Raw genomic sequence first — 25085 nt, 5'->3', positions numbered from 1 at the left:
ACTCAAGGCCAAGGGAATTGCTTCATGCATTCCACCACGAGCGAAGCGCAAGAACCCCGCCGAATACTGCAAAACGATGTACAAACAACGGCATAAGGTTGAAAACACATTCAGCAAGCTGAAGGACTGGTGACGCATCGCCACCCGCTACGACCGCTGCGCCGACACCTTCTTCGCAGCCATAACAATCGCGGCAACCGTAATCTTCTGGCTCGTTTAATGAGTCCTGACCCTAGCACTACTTTGGCAGATTAACGGTTCATTATCCATTTTGGCGTGAAGCTGCGCGCTCCGAAAACGACAGGAGTGCACGATGGCGGTTTGGAATGATGAGCTCATGCAATGGCTTGAACCGTTCCTGGTGCGACTGGGGCACAAGCGGCGACGGCAGATGTGTCCTCTCTATGTGGCCGGATTGATCGGGCCGGGCGAGCGCAAGAGCATGGAGCCGATCGCGGCTCGGCTGGCGCCCGACCGCTACGACCGGCTGCATCACTTCATCTCGAGCGGCGTGTGGGACGCGGATCCACTCGAGGAGGAACTGGCGCGCCAGGCGGATCGCATGGTGGGCGGCGAGACCGCGGTTCTGGTCATCGACGATACGGCGTTACCAAAGAAGGGCGCCAGCTCGGTCGGGGTAGCGCCGCAATATGCCTCCGCCCTCGGCAAGAGAGCCAACTGCCAGACGCTGGTGTCGCTGACGCTGGCGCGCGACGAGGTTCCCGTGGCGGTGGGCCTGCGGCTGTTCCTGCCGGAGAGCTGGACGGGTAACCCGGATCGCATGAAGCGCGCCCATGTCCCTGAAGAGCGGCTTCTGCCACGCACCAAGCCTCAGATCGCGCTCGACGAGATCGACCGCCTGACGGCCGCAGGCGTGCGTTTCGGGACGGTTCTTGCCGATGCCGGCTACGGCCTGTCGGCGCCGTTTCGCCAAGGTTTGAGTGCCCGCGGGCTCGTCTGGGCCGTGGGCATCCCCAAGCACCAGAAGGTTTATCCGGCCGACGTCTCTCTCATCTTTCCGGTCGCCGGCCGCGGTCGTCCGCGCAAAAACCCGATCCCCGACACGCTCTCTGTTTCTGCTGAAGCCATGCTCGCCGATGCCGAGTGGAAAAAGCTGAGCTGGCGCAAGGCAACGAAAGGGCCGCTTCAGGCGTCCTTCGCTGCCACGCGCATTCGCGTCGCCGACGGGCCGCCGCAGCGCATCCACGACAAGGGCCAGCAGCACATGCCGGGCGAAGAAGCATGGCTGGTTGGCGAATGGAGATCTTCCGGCGAGCGCAAATACTACCTCTCCAATCTTCCCCGCGAGACGGACCTGAAGACGCTTGCGGCCACCATCAAGGCGCGCTGGGTTTGCGAACAGGCCCATCAACAGATGAAGGAGGAACTCGGTCTCGATCATTTCGAGGGGCGTTCCTGGCAGGGCCTTCATCGCCATGCGCTGATGATCATGATTGCCTATGCCTTCCTTCAACACCGGCGCCTCTCTCAGGCCGATCGGGAAAAAAAGAAATCCCGCCGGACCGCCACAGCCAAGCATGCCGGCCGTGCGACGCGCCGTCATCGCCGCGCTCACACCGAAGCCGCCGCCAGAGCGATGTCCGCACTGTCGCATCCGATTACGATGGAGAAAATAAGCAAACTGCCAAAGTAGTGCTAGGCGCAGGCGCCAAATGTCCCACATCCGCCTTAAATTGTAGACCTCGAAACTGTGGAGCAAGTAGGATTCATTCAAGTTAATTTTGGTTGATCAAACTTATTGTATCAATCAACTCTCGTTGCTACGGTCTGGTGTAGTTCACTTTGATATTCGGGAATTATAGTCGTTGAGATCCGCCTTCTTGCCAATAATGGTTCTCCTTGGAGGCCTATTGGGAATTTTTATAGGATCCCAAAGCCCATTTTTAACCTCAATAGTCAGTCCGTTTGGTGACGTTTATGTGCGACTTATGGAAGTTGTGGTTCTTCCCTATCTTGTTTCCTCGCTAATTCTTGGTCTTGGTCAACTGGCACCGGAAACGGCGCAAAAATTGTTCCGAAAAAGTTGGCTTATCTATCTTGCTCTTTGGGTTGCGACATTCGCTGTCATTGCAATTATCGCCAGCACTGTACCACTTATTAGCCATCCGTCCGTTGTGGATTTCGCCGGCACTATTCCATCAAATACGAGTAGCGGCGGGAGCCTGATTGATCTTCTTGTGCCGGACAATCTCTTCCAGGCCTTAAGTCAAAATTACATTCCATCTGTTGTGCTCATGGGAGTAATATTCGGTATCGCCGTGCAACGGAGTGACCGACCGACTAGCCTGCTGACAATACTAAAAATTATTCAAAGAGCGTGCGTGCGCATATGGGGATGGATTGTTTATCTCGCGCCGCTTGGTGTCTGTGCGTTGTTTGCCAAATCTATTAGCTCCATGAGCGTTACCGGCTATGCAACGATGTCTATCTATGTACTTGTAGTCAGCTTATCTGCTCTCGTCTTGGCACTATGGATCCTTCCCATGTTGCTAACAGTCTTTCTTCCATTGCGGTACTTTGAAATACTGTCGTCACTTCGAATGGCGTTCATTATATCAATCGTAACGTCGTTGTCCGTGGCGGCTTTGCCAATGATCCAGGCTGCCGCAGAATCCTTTGCACGCAGACACACCCCAGGCGTCAAGGAAGATGAGCAGAACGAAATCATTCAGACAACTCTTTCGGTCAGCTATCCGCTGGCGCAACTCGGCAACTTCTTCATTCTGATCTTTCTTTTCTATGCTGCCTATTATTATTCGGTCTATCTTGAGCCGCAGCACTTGTTGGAACTGCCTTTTGTGACACTGATGTCCGGCATCGGTTCGCCAACCTCCTCGATAAGTGCTGTCACATTCATGGCTAACTGGCTTGGCATGCCGGCTGATGCAACCACTCTCTATATCGAGACCATGTCAATTACCCGTTACGCACAAGTAATTGCTTCCGTTTCCGGTTTCGCATTTATCACGCTGTTCGTAACTTTCGCATTTTATGGAAGGCTACGATTTGATTCTAGGAAATTTCTACTAACGATAGGGGTCGGAGCAACAGCGCTCTTTGGCATATGGTCAATAGGTTATTGGGGCGACACAACTATCAAACTGCATTCGGACGTCAGTTATATGTCAATGGGTTTACCTCAAGAAGTCCAGAATTTTAGCGATGCCAATACCTTAATTGGACCACGTTCGCTGGTAACGAGACCCCATCCATCCGCGGAAGTGTTCACTCTCAACGATATCCAACATTCAGGCATCTTGCGGGTTGGATACAATCCTGCAGTCATTCCATTTTCTTATGAAAATACTCGGGGGCACGCTGTAGGTTTCGATGTCGAACTGATTTACCGTTTTGCCCAAAGCATGAACGTTGAGCTGGAATTCATACCTTTCGAATGGCAGCAACTCACGAACGATTTAACGGACAGGAAATTCGATGTTGCGATTGGTGGAATTTACATAACAGACGCGCGCTTTGATGCGCTAACCGTCAGCGATCCATATTACCAGAGTCCGTTTGCCCTCATCGTCCGCAATAACAGGATTGAAGAATTCACATCAAGAGAGACTATCGGATCAATTGAGGGATTAACGATCGCAGTTTTTGACGACCCCGTTCTCGTTCCGCTTGCCAGACGCAGTTTCCCCTCAGCGACGATCAATATCGTCGAAAACTACCATAACCTTGCTAGTATGCCAGAAGTGGATGCCGCCATCTGGACGCTAGAGCAGGCAAATGCCTGGGCCATCTCCAATCAAGGATTTTCAGCAGTTGTGCCGCGCAATACGGCGTTCCGGTTTCTATTCGGATACCTTATGCCACCAAATTCCGATGGGCTGGCAGAATATTTAAACTACTGGATGGATCTTGCGCAACAAAACGGAGTTATGGAAGAGATGATGCATCGGTGGATTGATCCGGCGATCAGAGGGTTGGAAGAATGATATTTCGCCTAGTTCCTTTGTCTTGAAATATTTGTTCACTTTTTCGCAAAAGTGATTTCCATAACGATCGCCGCGAGGAACTCAAATAAAAGCATGATGTGGCCACAAAGGTAACGGTCATCCAAGCGGATCATTCGACAAAATGCGAACCGCCACCCGTGGCGAACAACGTCGTCTTGAGGCACGTATCGGGCAGTTGCATGGCGACGCACCCGGCCAAGGCACCCGAACCGACACGACTTGTAATCACGATGACAAGTTTATCGAACACCGGCAGGGCCGCTCCGACTTCCGCACTCTCGCCCACGCTGCACTAAAGCATGATTTGTCATTCATATGAATGGGATACGAATATCCTATTCAGCAAAAACCCAGTCGCTGCGATTTAGAAAGGTGTTCAGGCGCTCACGAAACACCAGAAAAATTCTGGTTATTTAGGAGGCATGAACATGAAAACCTTCACTAACGCACTTACAGCAATCGCCGTCGCAACCGTAATCGGTGGGGTCGGCTCACTTGGTGGCGTAACGCAAGCGGTTGCCGCAAACGACGTAAAGCCAATGCTTGGCCTCTCCGGCAAGTCCTATTATCAAAAAGAGCAGGCGAAAAACTCTGCTGTTGGTCGTTGGGAGAAGAAAGCCGTAATCCAGCATGGCATGAACTACGGTAAATGGGGTCAAGCAAAACAAACCAGTTTTGATTGCAACAGCAAGTTTCATCAAGGCAACGGTAAAAAGGTTTGGACCTGTAAAGCCAATGGCAAGCCTGTTGCAAATGTCAAAATGTGTGCATCCGGCAAAATTCGAGCCAGATGGCACCACCCAAACAAAGCAGGCGCTCAAAAGGGCGTTAAAGATGCCTGAGAAAAGCTGGCGGCGGCTGAACACGGCATGAAATACAGCTTCTATAAAAATGCCAAAAACAAGCATTTCACTTGAGGCGCCGATAGCCAGTTTCCTGGCAAAATCACCTGCAACTTGTCAGCAACGCCTTGCAAGTAACCTTGGCGACACTCAGTTGGCCTTTACACATCCACAAAACAATTATTGGAGTTAAACCCGTGACCAGAACTATCAAATCCAGTATTGCTGCAAGTGCAATTACAGTAACGATTGCCACAGCAGGTATCATGACCGTGAGCAGCATCACGTTCCCGTCACCTTTATTTGCGCAATCCATGAAGACACAATCGACAATAATCTCACCAAGGCTGCAACGTGCAGTTCGTAAAGAATCGCAAAACAAGCAATTTATTTCTCAGCACGTGGGGCAGGTGATGAATTGGACGATTGTATGAAAAATCCTAGCAATGCTCATATCGAATACACAGAGCGTCTGGCCGGCTGCTTCTGTCTTTCCATCGACAACGCGTTAAAAGGTTGTCAGTCTGCAGATTGACTTCCTTTAAGGCCTGACCTCTTCCCCTGAGATGTTCCCGATTTTGGGTTAGCCTGTCCCTTTTGTTGAGGGATAGGCAATGTCTCCCGCACCCTCAACGGCGAATGCGAACTGACCAAAAACGAATGGCGGCAATCTCGCCGCGCGGAATTGGAAGTGGATAGGTGTCGATGAAAACCCAGCACTGCTCAAAGGGCTTGGATACCAGATGACAGAGTTTCCTGATCAAATAGTGATATCGGTACCGTTGCCACCGGTCGGAAGTCCGTTGGTACACGCCAATACATGAACGTCGTTCGCTCCGTGAACAACAGTGGCATTTCCACCTTGTCCGGATGCTCCGGGAGTTGAGTAACGGGGCCGGAATGGCGTGGGTGCTCCACCACCCCTGGCCAGCAAATCGCAATGATCACCACAATAGGCTAAGGCATCTCCGCCATCCCCATCATCTCCGTTGATGCCCGGACGAATGAACGATCGATACCACGTGGAACGGCGTCCATTACCTCCGAGACTCCCGCGCTTGCCATCTCCACCATATGCATGAATCACCGAGCCCGCTGTCGTTGCCACCGCTGTGGCATTTCCACCGTCGCCACCTGTTGTTCCAGTCGCTCCCAATGGCATGGGGGTCGGGTTGGATGGAGATGCCGCGTGTCCGCCGAGTGCAATAATCAAGCTGTCGCCTGCGCCCACACATACCGCGTCGCCGCCATCAGAAGGCGAACTGATATGACTGACCCCATCGCCTCCAATTGCGATAAGAATGTAACCGGACTGTGGTTGGTACAGTGCCGCGTTTTCTCCATCACTCGGGCCGGTGGTCGAAGCACTGGCTCCAATTAGTATCTCGATGGGAACAGTCGCGGAGGGGCCGTTCAATGACAAAAGCGGTATTAAAGCCGTGCCGGTTATCTTGCGTTGCACACCACCGGACGCTCGAATCGCAGCCTGCTCCTTTTGGAGGATCTTTCTGATTGGCTTGATGTTTGAAACATAGAACTGTCGACTGCTCACTGGTGAACCGTACATTATTCCCCAGGAATTGCCGATGGCTTTAATAACTTCTGCATCTGATGCCATACCCCTTCTCCGTCTGCGGTTGTTCCGCCTACAGGAGAGCATACTTCAGGTAGCGAATATTGTCGAACTTGCGATGTTGTTTGGGATGGATTCAAAAATGCGGGAGGGACTATGAATCAAGTTTGGGTCAGCACTGTCATTTTGCCGACCTGTTGAATTGGTGGCCTACATTTGCTGAAATACTGGCTCCTTCCAACATAAAGGTGGACGAGGAGCGATTGCATCGTTCGGTAAGGACGCTGGGCAAGGCCGTAGCCCCGCCGTGCTATGACGTACTCCCAGCGCCTTAGAATTAAGCACCATATTGTCAACGGCCGAGCAAAAGTCGACCACTGGGCGCCGCGAGCGTGGAACGCCGGGAAGGCGTAGCCAGACCAGAGTTTCGCGCTCGCGGTGTCGGCGTTTTGTGAGAGGTTTCTGCCCGCCTTGCGGGCGCGGCTTTGGGCGAGGCGGTAGCTTTCGCCGTTCATCTCGAGGATTTTGACCTGGTGAGTGATGTGGTCGAGTTGCACGCCGGTCAGGCGCTCCGGCCCCAGTGTTTCCGTCCATTCGTCAAAGGGCAGGTTGCTGGTGATCACGGTGGCTCCGCGTTCGTAACGCTGGGAGATTAGCTCGAACAGGAATTCCACGCCGGTCTTGGAAAGCGGCACGAAACCCAGCTCGTCGACGATGAGGAGCTTGCAGGTAGCCATCTGCTTCTGGAGGCGGAGCAGACGCCGCTCGTCACGGGCCTCCATCATCTCGCTGACCAATGCCGCGGCCGTGGTGGAGCCGATGGCGAGTCCCCTCTGGCAGGCGGCCAAGCCAAGACCAAGCGCGTCATGTGTCTTGCCCGTGCCGCTGGGACCAAGCGCGATAACGTTTTCGCGCCACTCGATCCATTCACAGCGCGCCAGTTCCAGGACCCGCATCTTGTTGATGCTTCGGGATAGCGGCGAAGTCGAAGCTGTCAAGAGCCCTTTCTGATCACACCTTCAGAAAATCTTGTTCCGACATGGGAGCGCTGAGCTTGATCTTGCTCGTCAAGATAAGCGAGCACGATCCAGATCTGCGCCCATGCGGGCAGACAGACGGGTGGCGATCCGTCGGATATTGGCGATGATCTCTTCGCGCTCGTTTTGGGTTACTTCCTCCGCCAAGAGGCTAACGGCGACGCCCGCGATTGGCATATTCCGAGAATCCAGCACCGAGGCGCCGAAGCAGATGATTCCTTCCGCGACCTCCTGATTGTCGATCGAGTAGCCGCGCTGACGGGTCTCATGAAGTTGCTTCAAGAGAACGTCGATAGATTGCACAGAATGAGGCGTGCGCGGGTGCGGAAGCCCGTCTAAATAGAGCCGCTTGACCTCGAACTCGCTCATGAAACTGAGGAACGATTTTCCTGTCGCCGTGAAAGCGGCGGGCAGGCGCATGCCGGCGCGGAAATCTATGAGTGAGTGGCTGACTTGCGAATTGCGGGCTGCGATATAGACAACCTCGCCGCCGTCCAGAACAGTGAGCGTGATCGTGGCTCCCGGCATGCCGGTTTCCTTGTCCCACAGTGACGCAAATTCTGTTGCAACGTCCGATTGTTGAGCGAATGCATTTGACCAACGCATCAGATGAGGTCCGAGCTGGTAGGTCTGGTCCGATCTGCGTATCAAAAGGTCGAGCTCGACAAGTGTGCGGCATAGAGTGTGGACCGAGCTCTTTGCAACTCCGAGTTCTCGGGCCAGATCAGACAGGCCAGGATAGTTTTTTGCTCGCGCGACATAATCGAGGATTCGCGTCGCCCTTTCAACCGCTGGCACCAGCTTCGTTGCAGATGGTTTTATTTGAGTATCGGGATCGACCGGCTTTTTCAAAAATCACCTTGACAGTCTGGAGCTCACATGGATACGGTTCTGCATACTGAATTGCGTTCAGCATGTAGAACAACTGCCAGAAAACTGAATTGGTTTCAAGGCTGAGACTCTGGCGAAGCGCAATTCTCCAAAAACAATTGGCCGGGGAGGAGTTGCATGGTTATGAGTGTTCGGGACTGGGCCGTCAGGTTCAGCGAAGCCTCTGATCGTGACCCGACGATTGGCGCGATGGCGCGTTACTTCACCTGCACCTATCTGTGGGACATGGGGCTGGCGAAAGTTATCGTCCGAATGATCGACGGCAAAGTGCACGAGATCAACATCGATCCGGGTCCGATGGATTCCTACGACTTCGCTCTCCGGGCGAGCCCTGAAACATGGCGCGGATTCGCAAAGCCCGTTCCTGAACCAATGTATCACGGGATTTGGTCGGCGAGCTTCCGCCGCGACCTCAAGCTCGAGGGCAATCACCTCGTCCTGATGCAAAACCTCCGGAACTTTACAGTCCAGTTCGAACTGCTTCGCAAGGTTGGCGTGCCGGTCTGATCCGGCGCGTTTGAATGTCCAGCGCCGATGAGGCGCCCCCGCAAATGTCACGGAGTTCCCCATGGCCAAGCATTCGCCGGTAATCGGGCGCTATGTCACCATCGAAGTCGATGGCTACGAGTACAAGGTTTTCTATCTGCGTAACGGCGAGGGCATCCCGCTGGTTTGCCAGCACACTGCCGGTTGCCACAACCACCAGTGGCGCGACCTTCTCGAGGATCCTGACTTCACCGCCGATTACGATGTGATCGCATACGACCTTGCCCGACATGGCAAGTCCGATCCGCCCCTCAACAAGGAGTGGTGGAAAGAGGAGTATCGGCTGACTGCCGAGCATTACATGAACTTCATCAACGCCTTCTGCGATGCGCTGGAACTTGAAAACCCAATCTTCATGGGCTCGTCCTTCGGCGGCAACGTCGCGCTGCAGCTGGCGCTGCACTATCCAGACCGCTACCGCGCGGTTATTCCGGTGGAGGCGGCCGAGCATGCCCCAGGTTTCTATCTCGACTGGTGGCGACATCCGCATGCCAATGCGGCCCAGGTCTGCGGCTCCGGCGTCTGGGACCTGATGGCTCCGCAGAGCCCGGACAAGGATCGTTGGCTGACCTGGCACTATTACACGCAAGGTTCGGAAGTATTCAAAGGCGATCTCTATTTCTATTCGGTCGACCACGATCTGCGCGGCAAGCTCGGCAACATCGATACCAGCCGCTGCCCGGTTATCATGATGACCGGTACCTACGACTACCTGACACCGCCGGAGGCAACCGAGGCCACGGCCCGGCAGATCCCGGGCGGCATCTACATCGAAATGGAAGATATCGGCCACTTCCCGATGTCCGAGAACCATCCGCTCTTCGCCGTGTATCTGAAGGAAGCGCTCAGGCTCATCAATGAGCGGACGTGAGGCTTGCCGAGGGAATACGGGATCAGGGAACCGGGGATATTTGAATGAAGATCATCGAATTTGACGACAAGGGGCAACGCGTTGATTCGGACTCGAAATCGCTTCGCTCCGATTCCGGTGCGAGCAATCTGGCTCCGCGCCCCCGGTTTTCCTCTATGCAGGAAGAGCCTACACGACGCAAACGCGGCAATTCTTCGGGCATCGAGCTTCACATGTTCCAGACCGGAACGCTGAAGACCAAGGTCAAATACATCAAGATGAACCAGGGCGAGAGCGATTTCGAGATTCCGGTGCCATGGTTCCTGATCAAGCACCCTGCTGGCAACGTTGTCATCGACGGTGGCAACGCAGTTGAGGCGGCGATCGACAAGCGCGGTCACTGGGGCGCGGTCGTCGACGCCTATGATCCGGTCATGTTGGTGTCGGAAAACTGCGTCGATCAGCTGAAATCGGTTGGTGTGGATCCGCAATCAGTGCGCTACGTGCTGCAGTCCCACCTTCATCTCGACCACACCGGCGCGATCGGCCATTTCCCAAAGGCCCAGATCATCTGCCAGCGCGCCGAGTACGACTATGCGTTTAAGCCACACTGGTTCTCAGCCGGCGCCTATATCCGTGCCGACTTCGACCGGCCGGGCCTGAACTGGAAGTTTCTCGGTGGTGAATACACCGACCATTACGATCTATTCGGCGATGGCGTCATCCGGATGATTTTCACGCCGGGCCATGCGCCGGGGCACCAGTCTTTCCTGGTTACGCTGCCGCGAACCGGCCCAGTGCTTCTGACCATCGATGCTGCTTACACGCTCGATCATTGGGAGAACAAGGCATTGCCTGGCCTTGTCGTCTCATCTGCCGATGCGGCCAATTCGGTAGCCAAGCTACGGCGCATTGCAAGCGACACCAGCGCCATGATTGTGACCGGTCATGATCCGGTCAATTGGGAGACCTTCCGAAAGGCTCCCGGCGACTTCTACGACTGACGACCCCGAGGGGCCGCAAAAAGGGGAGGATAGGCGAATGTGGGAAGAACGGGCGTTGGCAACATTGCAACGTCCCGCAGCGGCGTGCCGCTTAGAGGTTGAATTTCCATCAAGAGGAGACACGAAATGAAGTATCTTAAATCAATGGCACTGGCCGCGGGCGTGATTGCCTTCGGCGCGATCACCGCCCAAGCTGAGGGCGTGGACGAGATCAATCCTGACGTCGCCGAGCGTCTCTACAATCCCGAAATGCTCGATCCGTCACAGCCGGTCGGGCCGAGCCCCTTGCGTGACTTCAAGGCCAAGAACCCGCCGCCATGGAAGATCGGTTATGCGTCGTCCTACGCCGGCAACACTTGGCGTGCCAACGCCATGGATCCGCTGCAGAACGAGATCATCCCGAAGTGGAAGGAACTCGGGCTCATCGACGAGGTGATCGTCACTCAGTCGAACCTAAACGATTCGACCCAGATTCAGCAGATGCGGCAGCTGGTCGACCAGGGTGTCGACGCGATCTTCGTATGCTGCTCGAACCCGACAGCGCTCAATCAGACCGTTCAGTATGCCTTTGACAAAGGCGTTCCGGTCTTCTCAATGACCGGGTACCTCACCGCACCGACCGCGGTGAACTCCTCGGTCAACTATCAGGTTGCTGGCTTCGAAATCGGAAAGCGCATGGCCGAGGAACTCGGTGGCGAAGGCAACGTTTTGGTCGTCGAAGGCATCCCCGGCACGTCCGGTTCGGACAGCCAAGACCGCGGCGTGAAGGCGGGGCTGGCAACGGCGCCCGGTATTAAGGTAGTCGGCTCGATCGCCGGTATGTGGACCGACCAGGTGGCACAGGGTGAAGTGCAGAAGTGGCTCGCCACCCATCCCGGTAAGCTTGATGGCATCGTCGTCCAGTCGGCAGCGGAAATGGGCGTGCTGCGTGCGCTCAAACAGTCCGGTCGCGAAGGCGTCAAGGTTGCCGTTGGTGGCGAACTGGGTGCGCTTTGCACTTGGCGCAAGAACCCGGACCTGATCTCGGCCGCCGTTCAGACCTGGCCGCCCGCCGACGACGTCAACCTGATCTGGCGCATCATGATGCGTACGCTGCAGGGGCAGGGCCCAAAGGTGCAGTCGGTTCTCGTCGATCCGGTAGTCATCACCTATGACGACCTGAAGGATATCCTTCCCGAGGATTGCGATGAGAACGCGCAGAACTGGTACAATGTCGGCCAGGACATGTGGGGTTCGACGGAGTACCTCAACCAGTTCTTCGTCAACCCGGCGGATCCGACCCAGTACAAACCGTAATTCCGCCAGTATATCGCTTCGGGTCGCCGATTGGCGGCCCGGAAACACACTTCAATGCGCCCATCTTGTTAGGATTCGATCCGAAAATGTCGTCCGCAACCGTTGAAAATTTACAGACAGCGCAGGGTCGCGAGACGATTATCGTGCGCAATGTGAAGAAGTTCTTCGGGCCAACCCGGGCGCTCGACGGCGTGAACTTTACCGCGCGCGCCGGCGAAATTCACGCAGTTGTCGGCGGCAACGGCTGCGGCAAGAGCACAATGGCCAAGGTGGTATCGGGCATCCTGCCGGTTGACGGTGGGACGGTCTCCATCCTCGGAGAAACCCCCTCGACCCCCGCCGAAAGTAAGGCCATTGGTATTTCCACGGTCTATCAGGAAGTCCTCGTGGCTGACGAGAGCACCGTGGTCGATAACATTTTCATGGGCTCAGACGCCCTGTTTTCCAAATCCACGTCCCAGGAGCACAAGGTCACCCGTACCGCGGAATTGATGCAAGAACTGGCTGGCGAACCGGTCGATCCCTTCGCCATCGCCGGCACGCTGCCGCTCGGCCTCAAACAGTGGATCACGATCGCGCGCGCGCTGGTTAGCGATCCGCGCATTCTCATCCTCGACGAAAGCTCCGCTGCGCTTGATTTCGATTCTACCGAGCGGCTGTTCGCCAAGATGCGCAGCCTGCGTGATGATGGGACGACCATCCTGATTGTTACCCATCGCATCGCCGAACTGATCCGGATCTCGGACCGGGCCACAGTGTTGCGCGACGGTCGCGACGTGGGTGTGTTGGAGAAGGAACAGATTACCGAGAAGAACCTGTTGGCGCTGATGACCGGCGAGGAGAATGCCGGTAAGTCGCACAGCCATGAGGCGCCGCAGCCACGTGATTCAAGTCTCGCCATGCGCGGCGAGAACGTGACAGTGTGGCCGGATACCGAGCCTTTCGACTTTGAAATCCGGCGCGGCGAGATCGTCGGCATCGCCGGTCTGGATGGCCAGGGTCAGGATGCCTTCATCAGGGCTATCGCTGGCGTCGAGCCGGCCAAGTCGGGGCTAATCCAGGTATCCGACCACCACGGTGAATATCATGCGGTGCGTAATCTTGCCGACGCGGTGGAAGCTAAAATCTCCTATGTCTCCGGCGATCGGAAGCGCGAGGGTATCTTTGCCTCGTTGTCGATATTTGAGAACATGGTCATGCCGCTCTATCGTGAAAAGAAGCGCGGCGGCATCCTCTCGATCATCGACTGGCCAACGCTCGGGACCATCTTCAAGCGAGAAGCCGACAACCTACTTATTAAGTTCGGACTGCGCGAGGACCGCATAACCTCGCTGTCGGGCGGCAACCAGCAGAAAGTGCTGATCGGTCGCGGTTTCGCAATGCGGCCCGACGTGATCGCTCTCAACGACCCTGCGCGGGGCATCGATGTCGGCGCCAAGACTGAACTCTACAAACATCTGCGGACCTTTGCCGGCGATGGCAAGTCTGTGGTTTACATGTCCTCCGAGCTCGAGGAATTTATCGGCTTTGCCACCCGCGTGATCGTCTTCCGCGATGGTAGGCCATTCGATGCCTTCGATGGCCGCACGCTTGATCCTAAGCGGGTGCTCGAAGCCATGTTCGGTCAGACCGACGGCAGCGGGCTTGAAAGCCACTGGGGGCTGAAGCCAGTCACGGGCAACGTCAACACGCCCGGCGAGCAGCGCGGCGCCCGAACCGCAATCGACGGCGTAAAGGTCTCCGTCGAGGTTCCTAAGGAAATCCAGGAGGCGATGGAGCGCCGCAACCGCGCGGCCGCGCTTATCCCAGCGACCGAATGTGCGGAAATAGAACGGTCAGTTTCCACCGTCCAGAAGCCTACTCGGTCAGCGGTGCCGGTGATGCCGAAATCGATACGAATCGTCGAGTTCGACCGCGAAAAAGGCGAAGCACGGGAAATCAGGCAGGGAGGCAGCGGACAATGAGCGATGCACCCGCCAATGTCGGTCTTGACTCCACCCGTCTGGTCCAGGGTGGTCGTGCGAATCCGTTTCTCCTTGTCCCGATCACGCTGTTTTTCCTGCTGCTCGGCCTCGCAGTCCTACGTTCCCCTAGCCTCATGTCAAGCGCTGGTATCGGCAGCGCCATCATCGTGGCGACGCCGCTGATCTTGGCCACCTATGCGCTGATGGCTTCTGTGATCTCCGGTCGCGGCACCGTCGATTTGTCAATCGGACCTCTGATCGGTTTCATCAACGTCACGCTGATTCAGCTCTACGGCGCCGGCATCCTAACCAATCCGATTGCGATCTTCGCCTATGCGATCTTTATCGGCGCGCTCTATCAGTTCCTGTTCTCGCTAATCGTGATCTATATCCGTGTGCAGCCGATCATTGTCTCTCTGTCGGGATACCTGGCGTTGTCGGGGATAAACCTCGTCATCCTGCCGCGTCCGGGCGGCGTGGCTCCGCAGTTCATGGCGGACTGGGGCCTGGGAACGTCAATCTTCTCGCCGGTCTTTGCTATCCTCGTGATCGCCTCCATCGCCTGGCTGCTGTTTACCCAGACTGCATTTTACACGCATCTCCGCCTCATGGGATCGGACGAGCGGGCGGCCTATACGAGCGGTGTGCCAATTTATGTTGTGCGCATCGGCGCGCACCTGATCTCCGGCGCCTTCGCCGGGTTGGCCGCCATAACCTTCACGGGGCTGATCTCGTCGGGTGATCCTTCTCAGGGCACCACCTATACACTGATCGCCGTCACTGCGTTGGTTCTCGGCGGCGCTTCGCTTGCCGGCGGACGCGGCGGCGTGTTTGGATCATTCCTCGGCGCGAGCAACCTCTATCTGATCACGTTTGTGCTGGCGACGTTTAACTTTGGCGCTGTTCAGAGCTTCGTGACCAACCTCGCCTACGGCTCGATCCTGGTGATTTCTTTGTTGTTGACGCTGATCATCCCCTTTATCCAGCGCCATATCAACAATTTCTCGCCGTTACTCTATTTCATAGGTCTAGGCGTGGTGGCGATGGGCGTCATCCTTCACGCGACCAACGATCGTGATCCGCGTACCCGCACGGCGCCAGTCGACGATACCGTCGTCATGCAGCCGATCGCGCCGATCGCCCCGATTGCGTTGGAAGAACTCTATGTCGGTCCCCTCGAGGTTGCCGCCCCCACGGCAATGGACGAGGAACTCAGGCAAGAAGCCGGGCCGCTGGTTCTGGCAGCACTCCTGCTGATTGCGATTGCCGTGTTTGTACGCATTGCCGTCTACCAGTCCAACCGCCGGACGATCGCGCCTGCCGTAGCGGTGGTGGTCGCGGCACTCGTGCTGTTCGGGGCCTATCTAATGCGTGCCGGGGGGCCGTTTGCGCCCAATAGTTCCGAGCCGTCAGCAACGGAGGAGAGCCGATGACGACTCTCGCCCAGCCGCCGAAACTCGGTCTGCCCGCCACCATCATGGGTGTCTGCGTCGGCATCATCCTCACGGCAATCGGTGTGGTGTTCGGCTTCCTACAGGGGCTTTCGGTCCAGCTGATCATTCTGTCGGCCATCGCCACGCTCGCCGCTTTCGTCTGGGGGTGGCGCTTTGTTCTCGGCCAGTTCGTCTCGGATGCAAACCCTGTCCCGGAGGGCGAGATTAGCGAGGGCCGAAAGGTCTGGTTGCAGTTCCGTCCGGCGATCTTCGGTTTGATCGCGATCCTGGCGCTTTTCCTCGTCCTGTCTCTGACGATCGAGGGTTTCTTCAACATCTGGAACGTCGTTTCGCTGCTGATCATCCTGACGATCATCGTGCTCACCCGAACGCTGGGCCGTCATTTCCAGGAGAACCGCTCGGCCTTCATCGGCATCATGGTGCTCGCAGGCCTGTTTTCTATCGGCTCGATGAACATTGAGGGTTTCGCCTCGGCCAACAACATCAAGTCGATGCTGCTGTTCGCAGCTTTCCTGGGCATTGCCTCTATCGGACAGACACTTGTCGCGCTGCTCGGAGGTCTCGACTTATCGATCCCGTTCATCATCGGCGCGGCCAATGTGGGTCTTCTCTACCTTATAGGTCTCGGCGTGCCGCCGTGGCTCGCGGTGCTGATCGTATTGGTCATCGGCATCCTCCTCGGCGTCATCAATGGCTTCCTGAGCTACAAGCTGCAGGGGCAAGCTCTGATTGTGACGCTGGGTACGGGGTTCGCCATTTCCGGCGGCGTCCAGATTGTAACTTCAATTGGAACTGCTTATGGCGGAAACGTGTTCGGCACCGTGCCGGACTGGCTCTCCAATCTCGCCGCAATGAATGGGTCAACCTTCGGACTTCCGGTGCCGCCGGTAATCTGCATCTGGGCGCTGATTGTCATCGTGCTGATCGTCGGTATGCGACTGACCGTTTATGGCCGCTATCTGTATGCGCTCGGCGTCAACCGAACATCGGCCAAGCGGGTTATGATTTCGGAACTCACCTACTGGGTGATGATGTACGCCATCTCCGGCTTTTTCGCCGCGTTGACCGGCGGGTTGCTGCTCGGCTGGTCGGGTGGCGGCTTCATCGGGGTGGGCGATCAGTATCTCTTCCTCACGCTCGCGGCCGTGGTTGTCGGCGGCACGTCGCTGCTCGGCGGCCAAGGTGGCTACGGGTTTACCGTCATCGGTGTCCTGGTACTGCAGGTCCTATCCTCTTTTTTGATCGGTATCGGGCTCGATTTCGAGTGGCAGCAATTCATCTTCGGTCTGCTGATCCTGCCTATGGTGGCGCTGTATGCGCGCTCACCGCACATCAGGACGCAAATCTAGAAAGGTCAGACATGAACAGTGTTGGGTATCTCAGGTTCAAATTCGACGGCGGGAGGACATGATATGGCAGTGTTCGAAACAGCGGACCTGACGGCGGCTAGTTATTCGACGGCTCTACTGGGGCTCGCCGCAACCAGTGTGTTTCTGCTTCTCGGAACAGGCTGGGTCAAGACCGGCTGGAAACTGCCGGTCGCACTCTGTGCGTTGGCTGCTCTTGTGGGCGTCGGCGCCGTTTACGAGGCACGCGAGGCCTGGGCAGCGAACAGTTCCGTACCGGTCGTCTACCACTATGTCGGCTGGGCGGTCTCGATGCCCCTCCAAGTACTGGCGCTCTTCTTCTTCGCAAGCCTCTTCGGCAAGCTTGGCATGGGATTGTTCTGGCGGCTGGTTGTAGTCTCAATCCTGATGGTCTTTGTACGCTATCTGGGCGAAGCGGGCTTCATGCACGCCACGCTCGCTTTTCTGATAGGGCTGGTCTTCTGGCTATACATCCTCGGCGAACTCTTCTTCGGCAGGATGGATGAAGCCGTGCGCGGCTCACACAACGAGTCGGTGCAGCGTGGTTATTTCTGGCTCCGGCTGATCGTCACAGTGGGATGGGCGATTTACCCGCTCGGCAACTTTATCACCTCGTTCGGCGGCTATGTCGACGACGGCTCCCTGTCGGTCGCCTACAACATTGCCGATTTTCTCAACCGGATGGCATTCGGTGTAGCGGTGCTCGCTACCGCGATGCTCAACAGCGAAGGAGAGCGCCATGTCTGACGCACTCCGTAGCCTATCATGCCAACTGGCAATCCGGACCACCAAATTCAGAAGTGAAGGGACATTCCAATGAAGGGTGCAGATTTCATAGCAATCATCATCCTGGCGGCTATCGTCATCGCCGTCTGCGCCTACCTGCTGCACTGGCTCTATCGCCGCTCAACGAAGGACATCTCCTTCGTAAGAACCGGTTTCGGGGGCGAGAAAGTGGTCATGGGGGGCGGCGCCTTCGTGTTGCCGATCCTGCATGACATCACCGAAGTGAACATGAACACCCTGCGGTTGGAGATCCTGAGGGCGCGGGAAAAGTCCCTGATCACCAAGGACCGCATGCGCGTAGAGCTAACCGTGGAGTTCTATGTTCGCGTACAGCCCAAGGACGATGCGGTGGCGACTGCTGCCCGTTCGCTCGGCAATCGCACCATGCACGCCGAACAGCTCAAGGATCTCATACAGGGCCGGTTTGTGGACGCCATGGGTGGCGCTGCCGCGAAGATGACGCTGGAGCAGATCCATGAGAATCGCCAAGACTTCGTCAAAGAAGTTCGCAAGGAAGTGGCCGAAAGTCTGGCGCTTGACGGGCTCGAATTGGAATCAGTTTCGCTAACTTCGCTCGACCAGACCGACATCTCGCTGTTCAACCCGTCCAACACCTTCGACGCTGAAGGCCTGACGATCCTCACCGAGCAGATCGAGAGCAGGAAGAAAAAGCGTAACGACATTGAGAAGGACACAATGATCGCAGTCCGCGCCAAGAACCTTGAAGCCGAGAAGCGCTCGCTCGAAATCCAGCGCGACACGGAGTACGCAAAGCTTTCGCACGAAGCGGAGGTCTCCATCCAGCGCGCCCAGCGAAAGGCCGAGATTGCCAACGAGAACGCCGCGCGCGAACGCGAAATTGAATCGATAAAGTTGAAGGAACGCGAAGCGGTGGAACGAGCCCGCATCGAGATGGAACAGGAAATCGAGCGCATCGACATCAAGCGCCGCGAGGCCCTGCAACTCGAGGAGCAGGTGCGCGAAATCGCACTGGCTGGCAAGTCGAAAGAACGCTCCGAGGCCCAGGCGGTCGCCGAAGCCGCCCGTGCAAAGATGATCGAAGCGCAGGAGAAAGTGCAGACGCTGCGCGATACGGAGATCGCGAATCGCCAAAAGGTCATCGAACTCTTGGAAGCACAGAAGGTGGCGGAGGCCGAAGGCGCGCGTGCCCGAATCATCGCCGAGGCCGAAAAGGCAGCAGCAAAGGATCGCGCGGACGCCGACCGGATCGCCGTCGCTGCACTCGCAGAGCGTTACAAGGTCGAGGCCGAGGGCAAGCAGAAGCTCAACGAGGCCGAGAACATGCGCTCGGACGCCAGCCGTCGCAGCGGTCTGCACAAGGCGCTGGTCGAGAATCTGCCGGCTATCATCCGCGAGAGCGTGAAGCCGATGGAGAAGATCGACGGCATCAAGATACTGCATGTCGACGGTATGCCAGGCTTTTCAGGCGGCGGGTTCTCGTCAGGGCCGGGTCCCTCCGATGGTTCGGATGGCGAAGCTACGGGGCCGCGTGATGGCAACCTCGCCGATCAGGTCGTATCCTCGGCGCTGCGGTATCGTTCGCAGGCTCCCTTCGTCGATCAACTTCTGGACGAAATCGGGATGAGCGCGGATAATATCCACCGCACCCATACGCTCCAGGATCTTTCCAAGGTGGTCTATTCCGAGCCGAACGCCTCTGACCCCAAACCCTCGAAGGGATCTTCGGGCGGCAAGGGCAAGACGCCAGCCGCCTAGCATTAACCGGACGAGGGGACACAAGCTGGTCCCGCCGTCTCCAACCGGGGAGCGTTGAATGTCTAAGTCAGCGACGGTCGAGCGCGATGTGCTTGTCTTCTCGATATGGGCCGTGCTCGGGTTTGGGGGGCTTGCTCTGATCCTCGAAGGCTTCTCGCGTGATTCCTACATGATATCGCTAGCGGGCACACTGACGATTGTAGTTGGTTTCGTCGCCCATATCATAGTCAACGGCGTGTTCGATTGCGGTTTCCGCCCCGGGGAAGCTGCACTGGGAATAGCGACTTTCGGAGTACTGGCGCTCGCCTTTATCGCCAGCTGGGCAGTTGGCGGACTGTCGTCGACCGACTATTGGTCCGGGTTGACGCTCTTTGCCCTGCTCGCTGTTGGTCTGCCGGCCTATCTTTCCACTCGCTACGGCCTGAGGGGCGCTTTCTCGCGCTTCCATGTCCGCCACGCGGACGACGGAAAGCCCGCGGCATGACAGGTATGGCTTCATCCATTTGGCTCCCCCTCTTCGCGCTCTTCTACATCGCGGTAATGCTGTACTGGGTGCGTGTGTCGTCGACCTCCTCGTTATCCGGCGACGGCTTCTTTTCCGCTGGGCATGCTCTCTCGCCGTGGATCTCGGCTCTGGTAATCGCAGGCGCCAGTATGACCGGATGGTTCGTACTCGGCGGCAGCCAGCAGATTGCCGCTCAAGGTTTCCAGATGCCGGTGCTGATCGTCGGCGGCGTATTGCTCGCGCTGCCCGGCACCCTGTTCTTCAAGCGGCTGTGGTTCATTGCCGAGAGGATGCGCGTCTCGTCGCAGGCGGAGATCTTCCGCGTTTATTATCACAGCGCGTTCCTCGTCGTCGTTTCAGTGGCCGTGACTCTTGTCTTTGCGCTGGGTTTCGCCGGTTTGCAGATTCGGGCCGTCGCCGGTTTCATCGAACTGATGACCGGCGGCGCGGTCAGCCGATTGTCGGCAAGCGTCGTGCTTGGGTTCATCTTGTTTGCTGGCGCCGGGATCGGCGGCATGCGCGCGATCGGCCTTTTCGGCGTGATCCAGACGGTTCTCGCCTTCGCCGGCATCGTCGCGCTTTCCGGTTTCGCGCTGATCTGGAGCGGTGGTTTTGCGGCACTGAATGCGGGCCTCCTCGATCTTTCGGCGAGTGACCCGTCGGCAGGGCTGTTTACGGTCAATGGCGTGATCCGATTCACATCCGGCCTGGGCCGCGGCGGCGAGTTGGCGAACGCCAATACAGCGCTCGCCAATCTCAGCTTCGCCTTCGCTTTGATGGGATTCCAGGCAAGCCCGCTTATTATCAAGCTTGTCCTCTCCACTCGCAGCCCCAACGGTATTGCGGCTGGTCAGACATGGGTAACGGCCGGCTTCTTCGGTGCGATCATCGCCTTCTGCATTGCGCTCACCGGGGCCGCCGGCCTCGTCGATCGCGACCTCGCGCTCGGCGGTTTGTTTTCAGCGCTGCAGACCGGTTCGCCATGGTTCGCGGCCTGGATCTTCATCGGGGTCGCGGCCGGCGTGCAGCTCCTCGCCGGGCTGGCGCTTTTCGTTGCGGGTGAGGGGCTGATTCGACATGTTTACCGGCCGTACTTTCATTCCCGGTTGAGCAAGCAGGGCGCGGTGACTCTGACCCGCATCGCGATTGCGGTTCTCGCTGTGCTTGCCATGCTGATGGAGAACCTGACGCCTGTGACGCTGTCGGCGCTCGCGGCACTCGCATTACCGATGGCCTTCCAACTTTGGACCCCGCTCCTCGGGGTAACCTGGCTGCCGTGGATCACCCGGCCGGCGGCCGCCACAGGCGTTGGATTCGGCATAGCCGGCGTTCTGCTGACCGAGCCGCTCGGCTACCAGGTTTTGTCCTTCTTCGGGCTCGAACTACCGTGGGGGCGTTGGCCTTGGACGATCCATTCGGCGCTGTGGGGCATGGCCGCCAACGTGGCGGCTGTCCTGATTATCTCCGCGATCACCAACCGCAACGCGCTGGGGTCAGAAGCCCGTGAAATCCGCCAGCTCTTTTCCGGACCGCTGTCGACGTCGGACAAGGCGCGGGGATTGCGGTCCACCGCTTGGTCGGTAACGCTCGCCTGGTTCTTCCTCGCCGTTGGTCCGGGATTGATCTTCGGCAATGCCGCCTTCGTGGTGACAGGTGATAGCGGACCGATCTGGCTTCTCGGCATGCCCTCGCTGTGGGCCTGGTCGCTCGCCGCCTGGGTCTCAGGTCTTGGGCTGATCTGGTTTCTCTCCTACAAGATGGAAATGGCGAGCCCCGTCCATGTCGCCGTTCCACCCTACGAGCCACCGTTGCGTCTGAAGAAGGACACGTCCGCCGTGGAGCAGGAGCGGTTGCGCTCTCTCATCCTTACGGGCGCTGTCGGCTTTGCGCTGGCGGTCTTGATCGCATTCAGTTTCGGGGGCTGACGGCCCGCAATAAGGGAGAAGGCTATGAACCCATTCACTTTCAACACCTCGAAGTCGATCCAGTTCGGCGTTGGCGCCCTCAACAGGATCGGCGACTTGGTAAAGGCGCAAATTGGCGAGCGGGTGATGCTGGTAACTGACCCCGGCATGATGTCGACCGGCATCATAGACCGGACGCTGCAAATTCTCGCTTCTACAGGCGTCTCGGTGGAACTGTTCAAGGATGTTGAGGCCGACCCTCCTGAAGCCGTTATCCAGATGGCGGTCGAGCGAGCCAAAGCGGCCGATATCGCCGGGGTCATCGGTCTGGGTGGCGGGTCATCGCTGGATGTCGCAAAGCTCGTATCACTACTGGCGTTCGGCAGTGAAAACCTGAAGGATGTCTACGGTGTCGGCAACGCCAAAGGACCGCGGCTGCCTCTCATCCTGGTGCCGACCACATCCGGCACCGGATCGGAAGTCACGCCAATCTCGATCGTGACGACCGGAACCAACGAGAAAATGGGCGTGGTCTCGCCAGTCATCCTGCCCGATATCGCGCTTCTGGATCCCGAACTCACCTACGGACTGCCGGCTCACGTCACGGCGGCGACCGGCATCGACGCCATGGTGCACGCCATTGAGGCTTTTGCCTCCGCGAACGCCAACAACAACCCTCTTTCGCGCATGTTAGCCACTCAGGCGTTGACGCTGATGGGCCGGTCGATTCTCAAGGCGGTCCATGAGGGTTCGGACGCCGAAGCGCGGGCGGACATGCTGCTCGGCTCCATGCTCGCCGGACAGGCATTTGCCAATTCTCCGGTGGCGGCCGTTCACGCGCTCGCCTACCCTTTGGGCGGGCACTTTCATATCCCGCATGGATTGTCGAATGCGCTCGTTCTTCCGCATGTGCTGCGCTTCAACGTTGTCACATCACCGCATCCCTATGCCGAACTTGGACCCTGTGCCTTTCCCGATCTGTCAAAATTCGAGGGTCAGGAGCGCGCGGCAGCCTTCTGCGACCGGCTAGCGGATTTATCCCGCGATTGCGGACTTCAGCCAAATCTAAGGGCGATGAACATTCCCGAGGATATCCTCCCCAGACTTGCATCGGACGCGATGAACCAGACCCGGCTTCTGGTGAACAATCCCCGCCCGTTGACCGAAGCCGACGCATTGGCAATTTACCGCGCCGCCTACTGACAGACGGCTGAAGAAAGGACCCAGTCATGACACTCAACCTGTCCGATCCGTCTCTGCTCGAAACCCGCGGTTTTCTCTCCGGGGAATGGGTCGAGGGATCGAAGACTTTCGCGGTTACAAATCCGGCAACCGGAGAAAAGATCGCCGATGTCGCCGATCTGACCGCCGAGGACACGAGGAAGGCAATCGATGTTGCCTTTGAGGCGCAGAAGGAATGGCGGTCGAGAACCGCCAAGGAGCGTTGCGCGATCCTTCTGAAGTGGAACGACCTGTTGTTGAAAAATCAGGACGACCTCGGCAAGATCCTGACCGCCGAGATGGGCAAGCCCCTGGCGGAAGCCAAGGGCGAGATCGCTTATGGGGCGTCGTTCATCCAGTGGTTTGCCGAAGAAGGACGCCGCGTCTATGGCGACGTCATCCCTGGTCACCAGATGGACAAGCGCATCGTCGTCATCAAGCAGCCGATCGGCGTCGTCGCCTCGATAACGCCGTGGAACTTCCCCAACGCCATGATCGCCCGCAAGGTCGCCCCGGCGCTCGCGTCGGGTTGCACTTTTGTGGCCCGGCCCGCCAAGGAAACCCCGCTGTCAGCCATCGCCATGGCGGTGCTCGGCGAACGCGCCGGCATCCCCAAAGGTGTCCTTTCGATGATCCCGGGCACCGATTCCAAGGGCATTGGCGGCGAGATGTGCTCGAATCCGAAGGTGCGTAAGCTCACCTTCACAGGCTCGACCGAGGTGGGCCGCATCCTGATGAAGCAGTGCGCACACGACATCAAGAAGCTGTCCCTCGAACTCGGTGGCAATGCGCCGTTTCTGGTATTCAACGATGCCGATCTTGATAACGCCGTCGAAGGTGCGATGATCGCCAAGTACCGCAACTCGGGCCAGACCTGCGTATGCGCCAACCGCATATTCGTGCAGAGTGGCGTGGCCGCGGCGTTTGCCGAGAAGCTCGCTGCCGCCACCGCCAAGCTCAAGGTCGGAGACGGCATGGACGACGGCGTGCAGATCGGTCCGCTGATTGACGAGGCAGGTCTCGAGAAGGTCGAAGATCATGTCAAGGACGCAGTCGGCAAGGGCGCCAGGGTGATTGTTGGCGGTAAGCGCTCGGACTTGGGCGGTACTTTCTTCCAGCCGACGGTGCTGACGGGCGTGGCTAAGGGGATGAAGGTTCTCTCTGAAGAGACCTTTGGACCGGTTGCGCCGATCATCTCGTTCGACACGATCGATGAAGGCATCGCGCTCGCCAACGACACCGAGTTCGGCCTCGCCGCCTACTTCTATGCGCGCGACATCTCCACCGTCTGGAAGGTGGCCGAGGAAATCGAAAGCGGCATGGTCGGCATCAACACCGGCCTCGTCTCGACAGCCGAGGCGCCCTTCGGCGGCGTCAAGTCCTCGGGTCTCGGCCGCGAAGGCTCGAAATACGGCATCGAGGACTTCCTGGAGATCAAGTATCTTTGTATGAGCGTCTGACGGCCGAAGGCTACCCGATGTGCTGGAAACCAAGCAAAATTCCGAATGTAGATATTTATCGCTCATGCTGACGCCTGGAAAAGCAATTGGAGATTAAAGCGTGCGAGGGATTTGAACCTACCGACTATGGCAGATGCGTTCGCCAGAACAGATTGGCATTTTTTTCATTTCAACGAAGACAATACATGCGCTTCCCATGCCATCATCATGTCTCGGCGTTGATCCAGCAGATCGCTGCGGTGGTATGCTGCTTCGGTGGCATTGGGAATTGTATGTGAAAGAGCCCGCTCGGCTAGTTCTCGTCGATAACCGTTTTCCGAAGCCCAATCCCGGAATGATGACCGAAAACCGTGCGCGGTCGCTATGCGCCCGGAGACGTCACTTTCAACATTCCAGTCTCGGAGCAGCTTTGTCAGCGTCATATCACTAATCATCGTTCCGTTACGCGATGGAAAGACCAAAACTCCATCATATTGACTGGACATTTGTTTCGAGATGATCTCGCTGCATCGCGGCGTCAATGGAACACGGTGTTCCACTCTCGTTTTCATCCGGATTGCCGGAATGGTCCAGATCGCCGATTCCAAATTGACCTCCGTCCATGCCATCCCTCTGATCTCACCCGACCGTCCAGCAGTCAAAATCAGAAGCTCAAGCATTGC

At 57.4% G+C, this 25085-nt stretch carries 20 protein-coding genes and 2 pseudogenes; 18 read left to right on the top strand and 4 right to left on the bottom strand.

The genetic code is table 11. From position 1 onward, the window contains the following. From AAFN47_RS27480 to AAFN47_RS27460, 5 genes and pseudogenes are all read left to right on the top strand, one after another. Window positions 1-220 (top strand): annotated as a pseudogene (locus tag AAFN47_RS27480) (transposase); the annotation flags it as partial. A 93-nt stretch (window positions 221-313) separates the two neighbouring features. Continuing rightward, window positions 314-1654, top strand: coding sequence for an IS701 family transposase (locus tag AAFN47_RS27475; protein ID WP_499812399.1), 1341 nt, complete (start codon window positions 314-316; stop codon window positions 1652-1654). A 196-nt stretch (window positions 1655-1850) separates the two neighbouring features. Continuing rightward, window positions 1851-3965: a cation:dicarboxylate symporter family transporter gene (locus AAFN47_RS27470; protein ID WP_499812401.1), complete on the top strand. Its 2115-nt coding sequence runs from the start codon at window positions 1851-1853 to the stop codon at window positions 3963-3965. A gap of 449 nt (window positions 3966-4414) precedes the next feature. After that, entirely contained in the window at window positions 4415-4828 is a 414-nt protein-coding gene (locus tag AAFN47_RS27465; protein ID WP_499812398.1) for a hypothetical protein, read from the top strand. Between the two features lie 197 nt (window positions 4829-5025). Beyond that, window positions 5026-5262, top strand: a complete 237-nt coding sequence (locus AAFN47_RS27460; protein ID WP_499812397.1) for a hypothetical protein — start codon at window positions 5026-5028, stop codon at window positions 5260-5262. A 326-nt stretch (window positions 5263-5588) separates the two neighbouring features. Here the strand turns inward: AAFN47_RS27460 and AAFN47_RS27455 are convergent, their stop codons facing one another. The 3 genes and pseudogenes from AAFN47_RS27455 to AAFN47_RS27445 form a co-directional block, all read right to left on the bottom strand. Continuing rightward, window positions 5589-6446, bottom strand: a complete 858-nt coding sequence (locus tag AAFN47_RS27455) for a hypothetical protein (RefSeq protein WP_499812396.1) — start codon at window positions 6444-6446, stop codon at window positions 5589-5591. A 419-nt stretch (window positions 6447-6865) separates the two neighbouring features. Further along, window positions 6866-7406: pseudogene (locus tag AAFN47_RS27450) on the bottom strand (ATP-binding protein); the annotation flags it as partial. Window positions 7407-7468: 62 nt separating this feature from the next. Further along, entirely contained in the window at window positions 7469-8290 is an 822-nt protein-coding gene (locus tag AAFN47_RS27445; RefSeq protein ID WP_499812395.1) for an IclR family transcriptional regulator, read from the bottom strand. Between the two features lie 156 nt (window positions 8291-8446). On the opposite strand from AAFN47_RS27445, the gene AAFN47_RS27440 reads away from it, so the two are divergent. The 13 genes from AAFN47_RS27440 to AAFN47_RS27380 all read left to right on the top strand — a co-directional run bounded on the left by AAFN47_RS27440 (window position 8447) and on the right by AAFN47_RS27380 (window position 24423). Then, window positions 8447-8836: a hypothetical protein gene (locus AAFN47_RS27440; RefSeq protein WP_499812394.1), complete on the top strand. Its 390-nt coding sequence runs from the start codon at window positions 8447-8449 to the stop codon at window positions 8834-8836. 61 nt (window positions 8837-8897) lie between these two features. Further along, complete coding sequence (locus AAFN47_RS27435; RefSeq protein ID WP_499812393.1) at window positions 8898-9746, top strand: alpha/beta fold hydrolase; 849 nt, start codon at window positions 8898-8900, stop codon at window positions 9744-9746. A gap of 155 nt (window positions 9747-9901) precedes the next feature. Then, on the top strand, window positions 9902-10729 hold the full coding sequence (attM, locus tag AAFN47_RS27430; protein ID WP_499812400.1) for an AttM family quorum-quenching N-acyl homoserine lactonase: 828 nt from the start codon (window positions 9902-9904) through the stop codon (window positions 10727-10729). Window positions 10730-10855: 126 nt separating this feature from the next. Then, entirely contained in the window at window positions 10856-12025 is a 1170-nt protein-coding gene (locus AAFN47_RS27425) for an ABC transporter substrate-binding protein (RefSeq protein WP_499812392.1), read from the top strand. A gap of 143 nt (window positions 12026-12168) precedes the next feature. Further along, window positions 12169-13989, top strand: coding sequence for a sugar ABC transporter ATP-binding protein (locus tag AAFN47_RS27420; RefSeq protein ID WP_499812391.1), 1821 nt, complete (start codon window positions 12169-12171; stop codon window positions 13987-13989). Next, window positions 13986-15422, top strand: a complete 1437-nt coding sequence (locus tag AAFN47_RS27415; protein ID WP_499812390.1) for an ABC transporter permease — start codon at window positions 13986-13988, stop codon at window positions 15420-15422. Before AAFN47_RS27420 ends, AAFN47_RS27415 begins: the two co-directional genes overlap by 4 nt. After that, a complete protein-coding gene (locus AAFN47_RS27410; protein WP_499812389.1) occupies window positions 15419-16792 on the top strand; it encodes an ABC transporter permease in 1374 nt (457 codons plus the stop codon). The genes AAFN47_RS27415 and AAFN47_RS27410 overlap by 4 nt, the downstream gene beginning before the upstream one ends. Before the next feature lie 63 nt (window positions 16793-16855). Beyond that, on the top strand, window positions 16856-17557 hold the full coding sequence (locus AAFN47_RS27405; protein WP_499812388.1) for a bacteriorhodopsin: 702 nt from the start codon (window positions 16856-16858) through the stop codon (window positions 17555-17557). 69 nt (window positions 17558-17626) lie between these two features. Then, entirely contained in the window at window positions 17627-19333 is a 1707-nt protein-coding gene (locus AAFN47_RS27400) for a flotillin family protein (RefSeq protein ID WP_499812387.1), read from the top strand. A gap of 58 nt (window positions 19334-19391) precedes the next feature. Then, the gene (locus tag AAFN47_RS27395) at window positions 19392-19817 is read left to right on the top strand and encodes a hypothetical protein (RefSeq protein WP_499812386.1); all 426 of its coding nucleotides are present in this window, start codon (window positions 19392-19394) and stop codon (window positions 19815-19817) included. 5 nt (window positions 19818-19822) lie between these two features. Further along, window positions 19823-21763, top strand: a complete 1941-nt coding sequence (locus tag AAFN47_RS27390) for a sodium:solute symporter family transporter (RefSeq protein WP_499812385.1) — start codon at window positions 19823-19825, stop codon at window positions 21761-21763. A 24-nt stretch (window positions 21764-21787) separates the two neighbouring features. After that, window positions 21788-22945, top strand: a complete 1158-nt coding sequence (locus AAFN47_RS27385) for an iron-containing alcohol dehydrogenase (protein ID WP_499812384.1) — start codon at window positions 21788-21790, stop codon at window positions 22943-22945. Between the two features lie 26 nt (window positions 22946-22971). After that, window positions 22972-24423 (top strand): NAD-dependent succinate-semialdehyde dehydrogenase, encoded by a 1452-nt coding sequence (locus AAFN47_RS27380; protein ID WP_499812383.1) that lies wholly within the window; start codon window positions 22972-22974, stop codon window positions 24421-24423. Window positions 24424-24587: 164 nt separating this feature from the next. On the opposite strand, the gene AAFN47_RS27375 is transcribed toward AAFN47_RS27380, so the two are convergent. Then, window positions 24588-25085 (bottom strand): tyrosine-type recombinase/integrase (locus tag AAFN47_RS27375; protein ID WP_499812382.1); only part of this gene is annotated, 498 nt, incomplete at its 5' end.

Source organism: Hoeflea sp. CAU 1731 (assembly GCF_039888615.1).
Taxonomy (GTDB): Bacteria; Pseudomonadota; Alphaproteobacteria; order Rhizobiales; family Rhizobiaceae; genus Flavimaribacter.
Note: the sequence above shows the minus strand (reverse complement) of the source record. Positions and strands in the feature narration are given on the sequence as shown.

Coding starts and splice junctions, on each gene's coding strand:
- AAFN47_RS27475 (WP_499812399.1), top strand. CDS start 314: ATGGCGGTTTGGAATGATGAGCTCATGCAATGGCTTGAACCGTTCCTG.
- AAFN47_RS27470 (WP_499812401.1), top strand. CDS start 1,851: ATGGTTCTCCTTGGAGGCCTATTGGGAATTTTTATAGGATCCCAAAGC.
- AAFN47_RS27465 (WP_499812398.1), top strand. CDS start 4,415: ATGAAAACCTTCACTAACGCACTTACAGCAATCGCCGTCGCAACCGTA.
- AAFN47_RS27455 (WP_499812396.1), bottom strand. CDS start 6,446: ATGGCATCAGATGCAGAAGTTATTAAAGCCATCGGCAATTCCTGGGGA.
- AAFN47_RS27440 (WP_499812394.1), top strand. CDS start 8,447: ATGGTTATGAGTGTTCGGGACTGGGCCGTCAGGTTCAGCGAAGCCTCT.
- AAFN47_RS27435 (WP_499812393.1), top strand. CDS start 8,898: ATGGCCAAGCATTCGCCGGTAATCGGGCGCTATGTCACCATCGAAGTC.
- attM (WP_499812400.1), top strand. CDS start 9,902: ATGCAGGAAGAGCCTACACGACGCAAACGCGGCAATTCTTCGGGCATC.
- AAFN47_RS27425 (WP_499812392.1), top strand. CDS start 10,856: ATGAAGTATCTTAAATCAATGGCACTGGCCGCGGGCGTGATTGCCTTC.
- AAFN47_RS27415 (WP_499812390.1), top strand. CDS start 13,986: ATGAGCGATGCACCCGCCAATGTCGGTCTTGACTCCACCCGTCTGGTC.
- AAFN47_RS27410 (WP_499812389.1), top strand. CDS start 15,419: ATGACGACTCTCGCCCAGCCGCCGAAACTCGGTCTGCCCGCCACCATC.
- AAFN47_RS27405 (WP_499812388.1), top strand. CDS start 16,856: ATGGCAGTGTTCGAAACAGCGGACCTGACGGCGGCTAGTTATTCGACG.
- AAFN47_RS27400 (WP_499812387.1), top strand. CDS start 17,627: ATGAAGGGTGCAGATTTCATAGCAATCATCATCCTGGCGGCTATCGTC.
- AAFN47_RS27395 (WP_499812386.1), top strand. CDS start 19,392: ATGTCTAAGTCAGCGACGGTCGAGCGCGATGTGCTTGTCTTCTCGATA.
- AAFN47_RS27390 (WP_499812385.1), top strand. CDS start 19,823: ATGGCTTCATCCATTTGGCTCCCCCTCTTCGCGCTCTTCTACATCGCG.
- AAFN47_RS27385 (WP_499812384.1), top strand. CDS start 21,788: ATGAACCCATTCACTTTCAACACCTCGAAGTCGATCCAGTTCGGCGTT.
- AAFN47_RS27380 (WP_499812383.1), top strand. CDS start 22,972: ATGACACTCAACCTGTCCGATCCGTCTCTGCTCGAAACCCGCGGTTTT.